The organism is Ancylobacter sp., from assembly GCF_965279025.1.
Lineage (GTDB): Bacteria > Pseudomonadota > Alphaproteobacteria > Rhizobiales > Xanthobacteraceae > Ancylobacter.
The window spans coordinates 276,427-291,414 of record NZ_OZ257132.1 but is presented as its reverse complement, the minus strand read 5'-3'; the positions used below and the strand labels follow the sequence as shown (position 1 = coordinate 291,414).

The following is a 14,988-nucleotide window of genomic DNA, read 5'->3' as shown; positions in this document are numbered from 1 at the left end:
GGGACGGAATCGAGTGGGGGCTCAGAGCTGGACGCCGCGCGTCAGCGCGCCATCGACGACGAGATTGGTGCCGTAGACGAAGCTCGCAGCGGGGCTCGCGAGGAACACGGCGGCATTGGCGATCTCCTGCGGAGTCGCCATGCGGCCGGTCGGGTTGAGCGCCAGCGCCTCGGCATACAGGGCCGGGTTGCCGTCCTTGATCTGGTTCCAGATGCCGCCGTCGAAATAGGTGTTGCCCGGCGAGACGGTGTTGGCGCGGATCTTCTTCGGCGCCAGCTGGAAGGCGAGGCCCTGCGTGTAGTGGATCAGCGCCGCCTTGAACACGCCATAGGGCCCGCAGGCGAAGTCGATCTCCCGGCCCGAGACCGAGGAGATGGTGACGATGGAACCGGCGGCGCTCTTCTCCAGATAAGGCATCGCCGCGTTGACGAGGCGTACCGTGCCCATGAGGTCGGTGTCGAAACCCTTCTTCCAATGCTCCTCATCATGACCGACCGCCAGCGCGCTGACATTGGCAACGACGATGTCCAGCCCGCCAAAGGCTTCGGCGGCCTTTTCCACGAAGCTGGCGAGGGCGGCGCCATCGGCCACGTCGGCGGCGACGCCCAGGGTCTTGACGCCGGAGCCGGCGAGACGGGCAGCGGTGGTTTCCGCTTCAGCGCCATTGCGGCTGCACACCGCCACATCGCAGCCTTCAGCGGCGAGGGTTTCGGCGATGGCGAGGCCGATGCCCTTGGTGCCGCCGGTCACGACGGCGCGCAGTCCCTTCAGTCCGAGATCCATCTTCGGTCATCCTTCGCATGGGGGGAAAGTCATGGCCGACATGATCCCCGCACCGCCGCAAACGCACAAGACGCGCGGCGGGCTTATCCCGCCATGGTCTCAGGGGGCGATGATGAGGCGCGGCGCGACGGCGGGTGCGGCGGAGGCCGCCGGCGCGGGCGCGCTGGCCGGCGGCGGAACGGCGGGCGCCGGCCAGCCACCGGCCGGGGCGTAGCGGGCTGCGAGGTCGCGGGCACGGCGCTCATTGTGGCCGATGAGGCAGACGAGCCGCTGCTCGATGACGCCGGCACCGCCCATCCGCCCGCCGACGCTCTGCCGGGGGCCTTCGCCCTCGAAGGGCGCGATGCTCTGGCACTCGAAATTGCGCCAGCTCACGAACCGCCCCTGCGATTCCTCAAACAGACCGATCCAGCGCCGGCGCTGGGCGGGCTGCAGGTCGGCGCGCGCCTCGATGACGGCGGTAACGCCGATCACGCTTCGCTGCAGTTCGTCCTCGCCGGTCTTCTGCAGCAGGTTCAGGCAGTCGAGATAGCCGCGCGGGTCGGCGTTCTGGCGCCGGCACTCGGCCGGGCTCCCGGCGAGGGCCGCCGGCGCCAGTGCGCCGAACAACAGCGCAACGGCGGCAAGCGAGCCGCGAAGGCGAAGCGGGTGCGTCATCGTCTTCCTCGCTCCTCGCCGCGATGTCGTGCTCAGGCGGTCCGGCCCGTCCGCAAGAAAGCGTCCATGCGCTCCAGCGCACGGGAGATGTTCTCGGCCGAATTAGCATAGGAGAGGCGGATATAGCCCTCGCCGAACACGCCGAAATCCGGCCCGCCAATGGTGGCAACGCCGGCCTCGTCGAGCAAGGCGGTAGCGAGCTTCTTCGCCGAGGTCCAGCCGGTGCCGGCGATGGTGGGGAAGGCGTAGAACGCCCCCTTCGGCACCGCGCACCGTACGCCCGGTAAGGCGTTGAGCCCGTCGACCACCAGATGCCGGCGGCGGTCGAATTCGGCCACCATCTCCGCGACGCAGTCCTGCGGGCCGGTGAGGGCGGCCAGCGCACCGAACTGCGCGGGTGCGTTGACGCAGGACCAGGCATTGACCGCCAGCTTGCGCGCGGCATCGAACAGCCCTTCCGGCCACAGCGCCCAGCCGAGCCGCCAGCCGGTCATGGCGTAGGTCTTCGACCAGCCATTGAGCAGGATCAGGCGGTCGCGGATTTCGGGATAGGCGAGCAGCGTGGTGTGCGCCTCGCCGTCGAACAGGAACTGGTCGTAGATCTCGTCCGACAGGATGGCGACATGCGGGTGTTCGGCCAGTCCGGCAACGAAGGCGTCGATCTCGGCCTTCGGGGTGACGCCGCCGGTCGGGTTGGCCGGCGAGTTGAGGATGACGAGCCGCGTCCGCTCGGTGATGAGCGCGAGCGCCTCCGTGGCGGAAAAGCCGAAGCCGTTCTCCTCGCGCACCGGCACGGGCACGGGAGTGGCGCCGGTGAACTCGATCATCGAGCGATAGATGGGAAAGCCGGGATCGGGATAGAGGATTTCCGCGCCGGGCTCGCCCAGCATGAGGATGGCGCTGAACATCGTCACCTTGCCCCCCGGCACGATCACCACCCGGCCGGGGTCGATCTCCAGCTGAAAGCGGCGGTGAATGTCGGCCGCCACCGCCTCGCGCAGCGGCTGGATGCCGACCGAAGGCGTGTAGCCGTGCTGGCCGTCGCGCAGCGCCTTGATGGCGGCCTCGACGATGTGGCCGGGCGTCGCGAAATCCGGCTGGCCGATGCCGAGATTGATGATGTCGCGCCCCTGCGCCGACAGGGCGGCGGCACGGGCAAGCACGGCAAAGGCGTTCTCCTCGCCGATCCGGTCGAAGGCCGCGACGGGGTGTATCGGGGAGGCGGTGGCAGCGGTCATCAGTTCCTCGCGGCGTTTCCGGGAGCAAGTCGCGTCAAAGCTCTTGCAGTCTTTCGCATTCCTGTCACACGGGAGAGGGGCGAGGTTCAAGGGGTTCCGCTGGCCGGGCCGGCGGTCGTGGGAGTGGATGTGACGCCGATGAGTGTGCCGCATGAGCCGAAATCCGAGCCGGAGAGCCTCCCTCTCGGCGCCCCTGTCGACACCGCCCCGGCGCCCCGGCCGGAACGTACGCGCCTGATCGGGCGGCATGTCGCTGTTGTGCCGTTCGACGTCGCGGTGCATGGGCCGGCACTATTCGCGGCAAGCCATGGGCCGGCGAGCGAGGCGATCTGGGCCTATCTGCCCAATGGTCCCTATGCCGACTACGCCGCCTTCGAGGCCTATTACGGGGAGGCGGCACGGCGTGACGACCCGCTGATGTTCGCCATCCTCGACAAGGAGACCGGCGTCGCGATCGGCCATGCGACCTATCTGCGGATCGACCCGGCCAACCGGACGATCGAGGTCGGCCATATCCTCTACACCCCCGCGCTGATGCGCACGCCCGGCGGCACCGAGGCCATGTATCTGATGGCGCGGCACGTTTTCGAGACGCTGGGCTATCGGCGCTATGAGTGGAAGTGCAACGCGCTCAACGCCCCCTCGCGGCGCGCGGCCGAGCGCTACGGCTTCCGGTTCGAGGGTCTCTTCCGCCACCACATGATCGTCAAGGGCCGAAACCGCGACACCGCCTGGTTCTCCATTCTTGCGGAGGAATGGCCGCAGATCGCGGTGGCGATGGAAGCCTGGCTGGCGCCCGAGAATTTCGACGCGCACGGACGGCAATTGTCGGCGCTTTCCGTGCTCAACGCACGCGAGATGGAGGTCGAGGGCCGCACGCTGCGCCGCGCCGACCTGTCGGACCTGCCGGCCGTGGAAACGCTGCAGCGCGCGGCCTATGCCCGCAACCGCATCCTGCTCGGCGTCGAGCCGTTGCCGCTGCTGTGGGACTACGCCCAGGTGTTCCGCGAGCGCGAGGTGTGGGTGCTCGACGGCAGCGACGGGCCTGTCGGCGTCGCCATACTGCTGCCGCGGGCCGAGGACATGTTCATCGACAGTCTCGCCGCCTGCCCACGGGCGCAGGGCTTCGGCCATGGCAACGTCCTGCTGGCGGCCGTGGAAGCGAGAGCGCGCGCGCTCGGGCGTGACACGGCACGGCTCTATACCGGCGAGCCGCTGGCGGCCAACATCCAGTGGTATCGCCGCAAGGGCTTCGCCATCGAGCGGGTGGAGCAGTTGCCGGACCGGCGGCTCGTGCATATGGCGAAGGCGATGGGGTAGGGCTTCGCGGCAAGGTGGGGTGACGCGACGCGCGCCTGTCTGATCTGCGCGCGCTTTCCTTGCGCCAAGCGGCGGATAGCTTACATTCCCCGCAGGCATTCGCGGTGCGGGCATTCGCCCTGACCCTACGCAGTTGGACGTTTCGACGATGAGCTATGTGGAGGCGGCCGGTGCGCCGCTGCGCAAGACCGGCCATATCAAGCTGCACGGCCCCGAGGGCTTCGCGGGCATGCGCAAGGCCGGGCATTTGACCGCGCAGGCGCTGGACCTCGTGCACGAATTGGTCGCGCCGGGCGTCACCACCGAGGCGATCGACAATCTGGTGTTCGAGTTCGCGATGGACCATGGCGCGCTGCCGGCGACGCTGATGTATCGCGGCTACCGCAAATCCACCTGCACCTCGATCAACCATGTGGTCTGCCACGGCATTCCTAACGACAAGCCGCTGCGTGAGGGTGACGTCGTCAATGTCGACGTGACGCTGATCGTCGACGGCTGGTACGGCGATTCCAGCCGCATGTACCCGGTGGGCGAGATTCCCCGTCGCGCCGAGCGGCTGCTCGACGTGACTCACGAATCGATGATGCGCGGCATTGCCGAGGTGAAGCCCGGCCGCCATGTCGGCGACATCGGTGCGGCGATCCAGGAATTCGTCGAGCCATTCCACATGAGCGTGGTGCGCGATTTCTGCGGCCATGGTGTCGGCCAGATCTTCCACGACGAGCCCAATATTGTGCATGTCGGCCGCCGCGGCGACGGGCCGGAACTGCTGCCCGGCATGATCTTCACCATCGAGCCGATGATCAATCTCGGCCGGCCGCATGTGAAGGTGCTCTCCGACGGCTGGACGGCGGTGACGCGCGACCGCTCGCTCTCCGCCCAGTTCGAACACACGGTGGGCGTCACGGAAACCGGGTGCGAGATATTCACCCTCTCGCCCAAGGGCTATCACAAGCCGATCTTCAGCAACGACTGAGCGAGGCGGGAGCCCGCATGGCGCGAAACCCATCAGGGCGCAGCGGCGGCCGTGACGATCCGCCGGCCGATCCCTTGGCCGCGCCGGCAGGCTTCGCGGAGGCGGAGCCGCATTTTCTCGGCCACCGCGAAAGGCTGCGCGAGCGTTTCCGCAAGGCCGGCGGCGAGGCGTTGCCGGACTATGAACTGCTGGAACTCGTGCTGTTCCGCGCCGTCGTTCGGGCGGATGTGAAGCCGCTGGCCAAGGCGCTGATCGACCGTTTCGGCTCGTTTGCCGAGGTCGTCACCGCCCCGCCCGGGCGGCTGCGGGAGGTGAAGGGCGTGGGCGAGGCCATCGTCACCGAGCTCAAGCTGATCGGCGCAGCGGTGGAGCGGGTAACGCGCGGCCAGGTGCGGGCACGGCCGGTGCTCTCCTCCTGGAGCGCTGTCATCGCCCATTGCCGCGCCAGCATGGCCTTCGTCGAGCAGGAGCAGTTCCGCATCCTGTTTCTCGACAAGCGCAACCAGCTCATTCTCGACGAGGTGCAGCAGCGTGGCACGGTGGACCATACGCCGGTCTATCCGCGCGAGGTGGTGAAGCGGGCGCTGGAGGTGGCCGCCAGCGCCATCATCCTCGTCCATAATCACCCGAGTGGCGACCCGACGCCTTCGAACGCCGACATCCAGATGACCAAGACCATCATCGACGTGGCCAAGCCACTCGGCATCGAGGTGCACGACCACATCATCGTCGGCAAGGACGGCCACGCCAGCCTGCGCGGTCTCCGACTGATCTGAGCCTCGTTGCCGCCGATGGTATCGGCAGAAGATTTTTAAGTTCTGTCTGCTAGAAACCGCCATGGCATGGCGGAGCACTTGCTGATGGCGACACCTCCCGAAACACCTTCTCGTGCATTCTCCCGACGCTCGCTGCTGGCCGGCACCGCTGCGACCGCGGGCGCGCTGGCGGCGTCCCGGCTGGCGGCCCCCGCCCTCGCTCAGACCGAGCCGGAGCGGCCTGTCGACGTCCTGGTTCTCGGCGCCGGCATGTCCGGCCTCACCGCCGCGCTGGCGCTTCAGCGCCGTGGGCACAAGGTAACGGTCATAGAGCGGCAGGGCCGCATCGGCGGCCGGCTGCTGTCGCTGCCGCTCGGCGACGGCATGTTCACCGAGGCCGGCGGTGGTCATTTCCGCTCCAACATGCCCTTGGTCCTTGATTATGTGCGGCACTACAATCTGCCGCTGCTCAGCCTGAACGACGGGCTGCCGGTCTATATGGTCGACGGAAAGACGGTAAAGTCGGCCGATGTGACCGATTGGCCGTGGGACCTGACCCCGGAGGAGCGCAATGTCACGGTGGCGGCCAATCTGAACCGCTATCTGTTCCGCGCCGGCCTCGACACTGCGACGGTCCTGCAGCCGAGCTGGCCCAATCCCGATCTGCTCGACCGCCTTGACGACATCACCCTGGAAGACCTGCTGCGGCCTGTCGGTGCTTCCACGGCCTTCCTGAAGTTGCTCGGCGCGCATGGCGGCACGTTCACCCCCTTCGCGCAGACCTTGGGCATCATTCCCGACCTCGCCTACCATTTCGGCGACCAGAATGTTTTTCGCATCCTGGGCGGCAATCAGCGCCTGCCCATGGCAATGGCCAATACCATCGGCCCCGGCAACATCGTTCTCGACGCGCAGGTGACGACGATCGACCAGACCGGTTCGCGGATCCGCGTCGCCACGCGCGACGGCAAGGAATTCACCGGCGACGCCATCGTATCGACCATCCCCTTCAGCGTGATGAACGAGGTCGAGGTCATGCCGGCCTGGTCCGCCGGCAAGGCGCGCATGTTTGCCGAGATGGAGTGGGACAAGACGGTCAAGGTCATCGTCAAGACCAAGAAGCCGACCTGGCTCGGCCAGAACGTTCACGGCTGGCCGATGGCCGGCGGCGACCGCCCGTGGGAACGCTTCATCGACATTACCGGCAATGAGCCGGGCGGGCACGGCAACGGTTTCTTCTACCTCAACGGGCCGAACGCCGACCTCGTGCTCAATGCCCCCCGGGACGTGCGCGCACAGCGTGTTGTCGATGCGTTCCAGCAGGATCTGCCGGGCCTGCTCGGCGACGTCGTCAGCGTCAGCGACTTCGCCTGGAGCGAGCAGCCCTGGATTCGCGGCTCGTTCGGGTCCACGCCGATCGGTGGCGGCTGGATGGTCAACGAGTGGACCACCCCCGAGGGCCGCATCCATTTCGCCGGTGATTTCACCACGCTGAAGACCGGCTGGGTCGAGGGCGCGATCGAAGCGGGCCTGCGCGCGGCCCGCCAGATCGATCCCAAGGCGATGCCTCTCGGACCGCGCTAGTTTTTGCGGGTCGCCTGATCGTCGGCTTTACTGGGCGCGGGCCCCGTCCGGCGCCTTACGCCTTCTTCGCGAACTCATTCGACGCACGATACGCGCCGGATGACTTGAAATAGTTCTTGTAGAATGAGCGCGCGTGCCGAATGGACCATTTCGGAGCCATCAGGATCGGCAGCGCCCGTGTCCAATAGGCTGGCAGATCGCCGTATGTCCTGGCGAGAAAGACAGCGGCCGTAAAGGTTCCCATGGTTGTCTCGGGCATCGTCTTGGCATTGAGGATCCGCGCCATGATGTGGGTATCGAAAATGCGCCGGATGATCCGCGCCCGTGTCTCGGGATCATCGGGAAACAGCAGGTCGGCGATCTCGCCATAGGCCCGTGCATCGATCTTAAGCCGGTCAAGCCAGCCATATCTGGCGAGCAACTGGTCGTTACCCGTTCGGAAGCCGACGCAAGGCTCCTGAATGACCCCCCACTGACCGCTTTCGCCGATGATCTTGCCAGCGATGATAACCTGGACATAGCAATTATTTACGGATTGCACCTGCGGATCCTTGGCCGCCTGATCCCAAAGCGAGCGTTTCACGACAAGTGTCGACATGAAGCCGAGGAGATCGGCCATGGACAGAAAGAGATCCTTGGCCCCGGTGATCAGCTGTGTCGGAGGCGTGCCGCGGATTCCGATCGGTGTCGTCATCGTGACATCGTAGTCGATGACACCAAGCGTAAATCCCACCGCCTGCGGCCATCGCTCGATCATCTCCAGCAGTCGCGACAGGCCGCCGGGCTCCAAAAGATCGTCGTCGCCCATGAGCCAGATATAAGGTGCACGGGCTGCAGCGGTAACGGCCAGGAAGTTCCGGTCGAACCCTAAATTGTGCGGCTGGCTTATCAAGTTGAAATGTTTGATGCGCTCGCTGTATCGACCAGCCACGACGAGTGTGTCATCTGTCGACGCATCGTCGCTCACGACGACTTCGACATCGTCCGCATGACCTTCCGCAACGATGCTGTCGAGCAGCTCCGCCAGCATTTTCGAGCGGCTATAGGTCGGTATACATATGGAGACTATAGGCACAGAAATGTCGCCGTCCGATGTGTGAGACGAAAGGTATCCTTCCATAATGTCTCGTTCACGGCCGGCTCAGCAATAGGGGCGTGCCCTCGTCCGGGGGAACTTTCTCCCAGCCGCCATCTTCCTGTGCCGCAAAGCGCAGGCCGTCGCCGCCGGCGCCGAGCAGCACCAGGCTGCCGCCATCGAGGCGCCAGCGCTCGGGTACCTGTGCGGCGAGGCGCGCGGGGCAAGTGGCGGCGAGCCTGACGCGGAAGGTGCCGCCGCCCGCCTCGGCATCGGTGAGTTCCAGGCGGCAGATCGGCTTGCCCGCCGTCTCAGCGAGGTCCCAGGCGCCGACAAGGTCGGCGGCGCGCAGCCCGGGGTCGGCAAGGTGGGGATTGACGAGAAAATAGACGCCGTCGCCCTCCCGCAGTGCCTCCCAGGTGCCGCCGACCCCTTCGGTGAACTCGGCGACCAGCGCGCCATCCGGGCTGTGCAGCCGGATGGAATTGCCGGGGCCGGGCGCCCAGGAGGCGATGTCGACACTGAACAGAATGGCGGCACAGGCCGCGCGGTCGAGTGCGACCGCGTAGCGCTCGGCTCCACCGCCACGCCGGCCTTCCGGCTTGTCGGAGAGCACCAGGGGACAGACCCGGTCGCCATCGGCATTGGTCAGCCGGTAATCCGCGGCGAGTGTCGCGGCGGGCGGCGCGTCATTCTCCTGTGCCCGGGCCGGAGAGGCGAGCAGGAGAACGAGCGCCCCCGTGGCGGCGATGGTGGCGCGGCGATGACGGCTCAGGCCAATTTTGTTGCGAAGGCCCATGGTCGGCTCCCGGTCATGGCGCTGGCTTCAGCGGCGTTTCCGGCACCGGTGTCAGCACCGGCTTGCCGGCCGCCCAGGCGAGCAGATTGTCGACGACCAGCTGGCCCATGGCGTTGCGGGTGACATGGGTGGCAGAGGCGACATGCGGCAGCAGCACGACATTGTCCATGCCGATCAGCGCGTCCGGCACATGCGGTTCATTGGCGAAGACGTCGAGCCCGGCGGCGGCGATGGTGCCGTCCTGCAGCGCCGTGATCAGCGCCGGCTCATCCACCACCGAGCCGCGCGCGACATTGATCAGCACGCCGGTCGGTCCGAGAGCGGCGAGCACATCGGCGTTGATCATGCGGTCGGTCTCGGCGCCGCCGGGGACGATGACGACGAGCACGTCGACATCGCGCGCCAGTGCCGCCAGTTCCGGATAATGCGCATAAGGCACGTCCGCCACCGGCCGGCGGCTGTGATAGGCGATCGGCCGGCCGAAGCCTTCCAGCCGTCGGGCGATGGCGCGGCCGATGCGGCCCATGCCGACAATGCCGAGCGTTCGGTCGCGCAGCGTCGCCGTCAGCGGGAAGCCGCCGGAGGGCCATTTGCCGGCGCGCAAATGCCGCTCCGCCTGCGGAATCTGCCGCAGCGTGGCGAGCAGCAGGCCGATGGTGAGGTCCGCCACCTCGTCGTCGAGCACGCCGGGCGTGTTGGTGACGACGACGCCGCGCCGACCGGCGGCCTCGGCATCCACCGAATCATAGCCGACACCGAAATTGGCGACGATCTCCAGCGCGGGCAGGCGCGCCATGAGCGCGTCCGTCACCCGGCGGGCGCCGCCGCCGGTGGAGCCGACGCCGGTGGCGACGGCGCGAATGCGCGGGGCAACCTCGGCAAGTACCGTCTCGGCATCCGGCGCGTCGAGCCGGTGGACGGTGAAGTGCTCCTCCAGCTGCGCCTCGATCATGCCCATCATCGGGCCGGTCTGGAGAAGGTCGGGGCGGGCGGACATGGGGCACTCCTCGGGACGAAAGGGCCGGTATTCCTCACCAAAGACCGGCGGGATTCAAGCCCGATTCGGACGAAGGGCCCTTCGGCTTCAGGCGGGCTCTTCCTCGAGCCCGTCCTCGGCATCCTCGTCCGGGTCCGTCGAGACGGCGCCCAGCTGGGTCGAGAGGTTACGCTCGATCTTGCGCAGCATCTTGCGCAGCCGCTTGCGGTCCTTGCCGTCGAGGCCGTCGGTCATGGTGTCCTCGATCGAGTCCGAGATGTCGTCGATCGTGACGGCCCGCTCGCGCCCTTCGTCGGTGAGATGCACGCGGACCAGCCGGGCGTCACCTTCCGAGGCGCGCCGGATCAGCAGTCCCTGCGCGGAGAGCCGGCCGACCGTCTTCGAAGCGGTAGGCGGCCGCACTTTCAACGCGGCGGCGAGTTCCGTCATGGTGCGGCCATCGGATTCGATCAGCAGCCGCAGCACGGTTTCCTGGCCGGGAAACAGGCCGATATCCTGAAGACGCCGTGCCGCCAGAGCGCGCTGAAGGCGCGCCACATGGTGCAGTCTCTGGCCGATCTTCTTGTCGAAACCGTCTTTCATGGGCGCCCCTGCGACCGAATACGGCACGCTGGCGGATATATAATCCCCGAGTAACGCATTGCCGTGACAGCACGAACATGGCCGCAAATGCGGGGTTCGTCAAAGTTCGGCCGGTTTGGCGCCGCTCACAGCCGGGCGAAGCGCGCCTCGACGCGGGCGAGGAAGGCGGCACGGCTCGCGGCGCTCGCCGAATCCATGCTGTGCAGGGCCAGCCAGAGCTTCCTGCCGCGCGGGTGGATGATGCCGCCGACACCGTCGAGCAGGATGCGCCGGCCGGGCTGGCCGATCCACAACCACCAGTACCAGGGCGAGCCGAGCGTGGTCACGGCGACGAGCACGCGGATATTGGTGAGCCGGCGTTCGAGATTCCTGAGAGGCTTGGGCATGCCGAAGGTCTCGTGCGGCACCAGCACGCGGTCCAGCCAGCCCTTCAGCATGGCGGGCGGCCCGTACCACCATGTCGGGGCGACGAAGATGAGGGCGTCCGCCTGCTTCACCCGTTCGAGATCGCCGGCAATGGGCAGAACGTTCAGGCCCGGCTCATGATAGCCGAGGCGCTCGTCCCGGCCCATGACGGGATCGAACGCCTCGGCATGAAGGTCGAGGAGATCGACCTCGTGCCCGGCCGCCCGCAGCCCGCGCAGCACGGCGTCGCGCACGCCGGCGGTGAAGCTCTCGGCGACCGGGTGGCAATAGACGACAAGCGCGCGCATCAGCCGGAATCTCCCGTGTTGCGGTTTTCCAGCCCCGGAAACAGATAGGTCCGGCCGGCATCGAAATCGAAGTCGGGATGGTCCCAGGCGATCATCTTGCCGGGGTTCAGCAGGCCCTTCGGGTCGGCCTCGCGCTTGAAGGCGAGCTGCGCCGCGTCCGTCTGCTTCATGCCGCCTTCTTCCAGCGTGTAGCGGTGCGGGTTGAACACCGGGATGCCGTGCTGCTCATGCAGCGCGACGATCTCCGCCAGCCTTTCCTCGCCGGTGTAGCGCACCAAGGGCAGGCCGAAGCAGGTGATCTTGCCGTCGAAGCGCACGAATTCGAGATGCGCGGGCACTTCGTCACCGAGCAGGGCGTGGATGCGGGCCACCAGCTCCCGCTGGTTCGGGAAGGGGTAGAGCGTCTGCAGATAGGTGATGGTGGGATCGACTCGCAGCGCCCGCAGCGTGGTGTGGTTCCAGGCGAGCTCATAGAGCGGGGGTAGCCCCTTGGCTTCCTCGGGCGACAGCAGGTCGGAACGAAACAGCAGGGTGCCGCCATGGCGGGCGGTGAAGCTCTCGAAGCCCGCGCGCGCCATCGGCGCGAGCATCGCCAGCACGATATGCATGCCGTCCGGCAGAAAGGCGCGGTGGCGCAGGAACGTTTCCTGCGGGATCGGTGCGGCGATGACCGAGACCAGCTTCTTCAGCAGCGCGTCCTGCTCGCCCAGCGCGTTGGCATAGGCGGCGGCCTCGCCGAAATCGGCGAAGCCCACCATCGCCTCGATCCAGCCATAGGCCGGGGCGAGCGGCATTTCGACGTCGAGGATGATGCCGTTGGTGCCGTAGGCATGGGCGACCTTCTGCACGTCCTCGCCGGTCAGGTGGAGAATCCGCGGCGTCGCCTCCAGGGTGGCGATGCGCAGCGAGAGGATGTTGCCGAGGTCGCGCAGGCCGCCCCAGGTGATGGAGCCGACCCCGCCCGAGCCGCCGGCGATAAAGCCGCCGATCGAGGCGGTGCGGTAGGTGGAAGGGTGCAGCCGCAGTTCCTGCCCGCTTGGGCCGCAGGCCGCATCGATATCGGCGAGGATGGCGCCGGCCTGCGCCCGCACCCGGCCGGGGGCGATCTCCAGCACCTGGTCGAGACCGGAAAGGTCGAGCACCACGCCGCCCGCCAGCGGCATGGCCTGTCCGTAATTGCCGGTCCCCGTCCCGCGCGGGGTGACGGGGATGCCAAGATCGAAACAGGCGGCGAGGACGCGCAGCACCTCCTCCTCGCTCGCCGGCAGGACAACGATATCGCCGGTCACCGCGTCGAGCTGACGCTTCAGCGTCGGCGAGTACCAGTAGAAGTCGCGACTCTTCTGGCGCACCAAGGCGGGATTGTCCTCGGTGCGGATGCCGTCCAGCCGGGCCTTGAGAGCGGCGAGGTCGTAGGTCACGGGCGCTCCATCAGGTCGTCGAGGTCGGCATAGTCGGGCACGGCCGTGTCGATGGCCAGCCCGCCACGCAGCACCAACCTCTCGGTCGGCGCCCGCGACAGCCATTCATTGAGGCTGCGCGCGGGGAAGATTGACAGGTCAGCGGTGGTCCCCGTCGCGAGCACCCCTGCCTCAACGCCCATATGCGCGGCGGGTTCACGCGCAATGATCGCCGGCCAGTCGCCATGGGGGTGGTCGAGATGGGCGATGCGGGCGGCTTCCCGGTAGACCTCCACCAGATCGAGGTCGCCATAGGCATAGAACGGGTCGCGGGTGTTGTCGCTCGCCACCATGACGGGAATGCCGCGCGCCTTCATCTCGTGCAGCAGGGTGACGCCGCGCCAACGCGGGGTGCGGCCGGCGTGCCGGTCCTGAAGGTAGAGATTGCACATGGGCAGCGACACGACGGCGATGCCGGCCCGCGCCACGAGGTCGAGCGTTCGGTCGATCTCGTGCGCGTCCTTCACCGCCATCGCGCAGCAATGGCCGGCGAGGATGGGGCCTTCGAACCGACGCTCCAGCGCCATGCGCGCCAGAGCGTCGAGGCCGTTTCCATGGCGGTCGCGCTCGTCGACATGGAGGTCCAGCCCAAGCCCGTGACGCTCGGCGGCCGCGAACAGGCGCTCCAGCCCGGCGGCGAGATGGGGCGTGACATAGGTGTAGCTGCCGAGCAGCCCGCCATGTTCCCGCACGAGGTTGAGGAGGGTCGCAAAAGCCGCGTCGTCGCGGACATGGTCGATCGCGATGAGGCCGACCGCCTGCAGCGCGATGCGCCCGCGCCACGTCTCCCGCATCTCGCCGAACACCCGCCACGCGGTGGCCGCGCGCGGGCCATCCGAATCGAGATGGGTGCGGATGGCGACCGTGCCGTGCGCATAGGCGCAGCGCAGCGCGAAATCGAAGCGTCGGCGTAGGTCGTCCTCGGTCCAGTTCGCCGCGCGGTCGGCGGTCACCGCCTCTACGGCGCCGTCAAACGTCCCGTCCAGGTTCGGCGCCCGCTTCCAGATGAAGCCCTTGTCGAGATGGGTGTGGAGGTCGACGAGGCCGGGCAGCACCAGCCGGCCGGCGAGATCATGGCGGGGGCCGGCGTCGAGAAGCGTTCCGGCGGGCGCGAGGCGGGTGATGCGCAGGCCTTCCAGCGCGATGTCGAGCGCCACCAGCCCCTCCGCATCCACCGGTCCGGGGAGCGCCGGGACGAGGCAGGCGGGCACCCGTGCATGGGCGAGCACCCACGCGGCGGGAGGCGTCTTCAGATCGACCCCCGTCACGCCCGGCCGCCGAGTTCGCTCTCGTGCCAGCGGCGCAGCACCAGCCAGGAGAGCAGGCTCAGCGCGGCGTAGATGAGGATTCCGGTGAGCGAAATGAGCAGGAGCGCCGCGAACAGGCGGGTGATGTTGAGCCGGTAGGCCGATTCGACAATGCGGAAGGCGAGGCCCGAGCCCTGTCCGGCCGAGCCGGCGGCGATCTCGCCGACCACCGCGCCGATGAGCGCCAGACCGCCGGCAATGCGCAGGCCGCCGAGGAAAAAAGGCAGGGCGGTCGGCAGCTTCAACTGCATCAGCGTCTGCCAGCGCGAGGCGCCGGACAGGCGGAACAGGTCGCGCAGATTCGCGTCGACGGAGTTCAGCCCCAGCGTGGTGTTGGACAGGACCGGGAAAAACGCGACGATCCAGGCGCAGACCAGCACGGCGGCGTCGGTGGAGAGATAAATCAGCATCAGCGGTGCCACCGCGATCACCGGCGTCACCTGCAGGATGACGGCAATCGGGAACAGCGAGAATTCGACGATGCGGGCACTGGCGAAGATGAGGGCCAGCGCCACCCCGCCGGCCACGGCGAGCAGCAGCGCGATCACCGTGGTTTTCAGCGTCACCAGCATGGAGGCGAACAGCACCGCGCGGTCGTCGATCAGCGTTTCCAGCACCGCCCCCGGCGCCGGCAGCACATAGGGCGGCAGGTCGTTCAGGCTCACCACCAGCGACCAGGCCAGGACGAGCGCCGCCAGCACGCCGAGGGGGAAAAGCCAGCGCAGCGGCGAAGTGGCCATCC

General features: G+C 67.7%; 15 protein-coding genes. 4 read left to right on the top strand and 11 right to left on the bottom strand.

Translation table 11 applies throughout. The annotated features are described in order from the left end of the window. Nucleotides 1-21: 21 nt before the first annotated feature. The 3 genes from ACQY76_RS01360 to ACQY76_RS01350 all read right to left on the bottom strand — a co-directional run bounded on the left by ACQY76_RS01360 (nucleotide 22) and on the right by ACQY76_RS01350 (nucleotide 2,678). On the bottom strand, nucleotides 22-783 hold the full coding sequence (locus ACQY76_RS01360; RefSeq protein ID WP_428031133.1) for an SDR family NAD(P)-dependent oxidoreductase: 762 nt from the start codon (nucleotides 781-783) through the stop codon (nucleotides 22-24). A 99-nt stretch (nucleotides 784-882) separates the two neighbouring features. Continuing rightward, a complete protein-coding gene (locus tag ACQY76_RS01355) occupies nucleotides 883-1,440 on the bottom strand; it encodes a lysozyme inhibitor LprI family protein (RefSeq protein ID WP_428031132.1) in 558 nt (185 codons plus the stop codon). A gap of 32 nt (nucleotides 1,441-1,472) precedes the next feature. Continuing rightward, entirely contained in the window at nucleotides 1,473-2,678 is a 1,206-nt protein-coding gene (locus tag ACQY76_RS01350; RefSeq protein WP_428031131.1) for a pyridoxal phosphate-dependent aminotransferase, read from the bottom strand. 138 nt (nucleotides 2,679-2,816) lie between these two features. Between ACQY76_RS01350 and ACQY76_RS01345 the strand changes: the two genes are divergently transcribed. The 4 genes from ACQY76_RS01345 (at nucleotide 2,817) to ACQY76_RS01330 (ending at nucleotide 7,313) form a co-directional block, all read left to right on the top strand. Next, nucleotides 2,817-3,998, top strand: coding sequence for a GNAT family N-acetyltransferase (locus ACQY76_RS01345; protein WP_428031130.1), 1,182 nt, complete (start codon nucleotides 2,817-2,819; stop codon nucleotides 3,996-3,998). A 148-nt stretch (nucleotides 3,999-4,146) separates the two neighbouring features. Then, on the top strand, nucleotides 4,147-4,974 hold the full coding sequence (gene map, locus ACQY76_RS01340) for a type I methionyl aminopeptidase (RefSeq protein ID WP_428031129.1): 828 nt from the start codon (nucleotides 4,147-4,149) through the stop codon (nucleotides 4,972-4,974). A gap of 17 nt (nucleotides 4,975-4,991) precedes the next feature. Next, complete coding sequence (radC, locus tag ACQY76_RS01335; protein ID WP_428031128.1) at nucleotides 4,992-5,750, top strand: RadC family protein; 759 nt, start codon at nucleotides 4,992-4,994, stop codon at nucleotides 5,748-5,750. A gap of 84 nt (nucleotides 5,751-5,834) precedes the next feature. Next, nucleotides 5,835-7,313, top strand: a complete 1,479-nt coding sequence (locus ACQY76_RS01330; protein WP_428031127.1) for a flavin monoamine oxidase family protein — start codon at nucleotides 5,835-5,837, stop codon at nucleotides 7,311-7,313. Nucleotides 7,314-7,368: 55 nt separating this feature from the next. On the opposite strand, the gene ACQY76_RS01325 is transcribed toward ACQY76_RS01330, so the two are convergent. The 8 genes from ACQY76_RS01325 to ACQY76_RS01290 all read right to left on the bottom strand — a co-directional run bounded on the left by ACQY76_RS01325 (nucleotide 7,369) and on the right by ACQY76_RS01290 (nucleotide 14,986). Continuing rightward, a complete protein-coding gene (locus ACQY76_RS01325) occupies nucleotides 7,369-8,343 on the bottom strand; it encodes a glycosyltransferase family 2 protein (RefSeq protein WP_428031126.1) in 975 nt (324 codons plus the stop codon). Nucleotides 8,344-8,443: 100 nt separating this feature from the next. After that, entirely contained in the window at nucleotides 8,444-9,187 is a 744-nt protein-coding gene (locus ACQY76_RS01320) for an AprI/Inh family metalloprotease inhibitor (protein ID WP_428031125.1), read from the bottom strand. 13 nt (nucleotides 9,188-9,200) lie between these two features. Then, nucleotides 9,201-10,184, bottom strand: coding sequence for a 2-hydroxyacid dehydrogenase (locus ACQY76_RS01315; RefSeq protein ID WP_428031124.1), 984 nt, complete (start codon nucleotides 10,182-10,184; stop codon nucleotides 9,201-9,203). An 87-nt stretch (nucleotides 10,185-10,271) separates the two neighbouring features. Continuing rightward, a complete protein-coding gene (locus ACQY76_RS01310; protein WP_428031123.1) occupies nucleotides 10,272-10,766 on the bottom strand; it encodes a MarR family winged helix-turn-helix transcriptional regulator in 495 nt (164 codons plus the stop codon). A 125-nt stretch (nucleotides 10,767-10,891) separates the two neighbouring features. Beyond that, a complete protein-coding gene (locus ACQY76_RS01305; protein ID WP_428031122.1) occupies nucleotides 10,892-11,479 on the bottom strand; it encodes an NAD(P)H-dependent oxidoreductase in 588 nt (195 codons plus the stop codon). Next, nucleotides 11,479-12,900 carry an FAD-binding oxidoreductase gene (locus tag ACQY76_RS01300; RefSeq protein WP_428031121.1) on the bottom strand — a complete coding sequence of 474 codons (1,422 nt, stop codon included), beginning with the start codon at nucleotides 12,898-12,900 and terminating at the stop codon, nucleotides 11,479-11,481. Before ACQY76_RS01300 ends, ACQY76_RS01305 begins: the two co-directional genes overlap by 1 nt. Continuing rightward, entirely contained in the window at nucleotides 12,897-14,207 is a 1,311-nt protein-coding gene (locus tag ACQY76_RS01295) for a cytosine deaminase (RefSeq protein WP_428031120.1), read from the bottom strand. Before ACQY76_RS01295 ends, ACQY76_RS01300 begins: the two co-directional genes overlap by 4 nt. After that, nucleotides 14,204-14,986, bottom strand: coding sequence for an ABC transporter permease (locus tag ACQY76_RS01290; RefSeq protein WP_428031119.1), 783 nt, complete (start codon nucleotides 14,984-14,986; stop codon nucleotides 14,204-14,206). The genes ACQY76_RS01295 and ACQY76_RS01290 overlap by 4 nt, the downstream gene beginning before the upstream one ends. Nucleotides 14,987-14,988 lie beyond the last annotated feature (2 nt).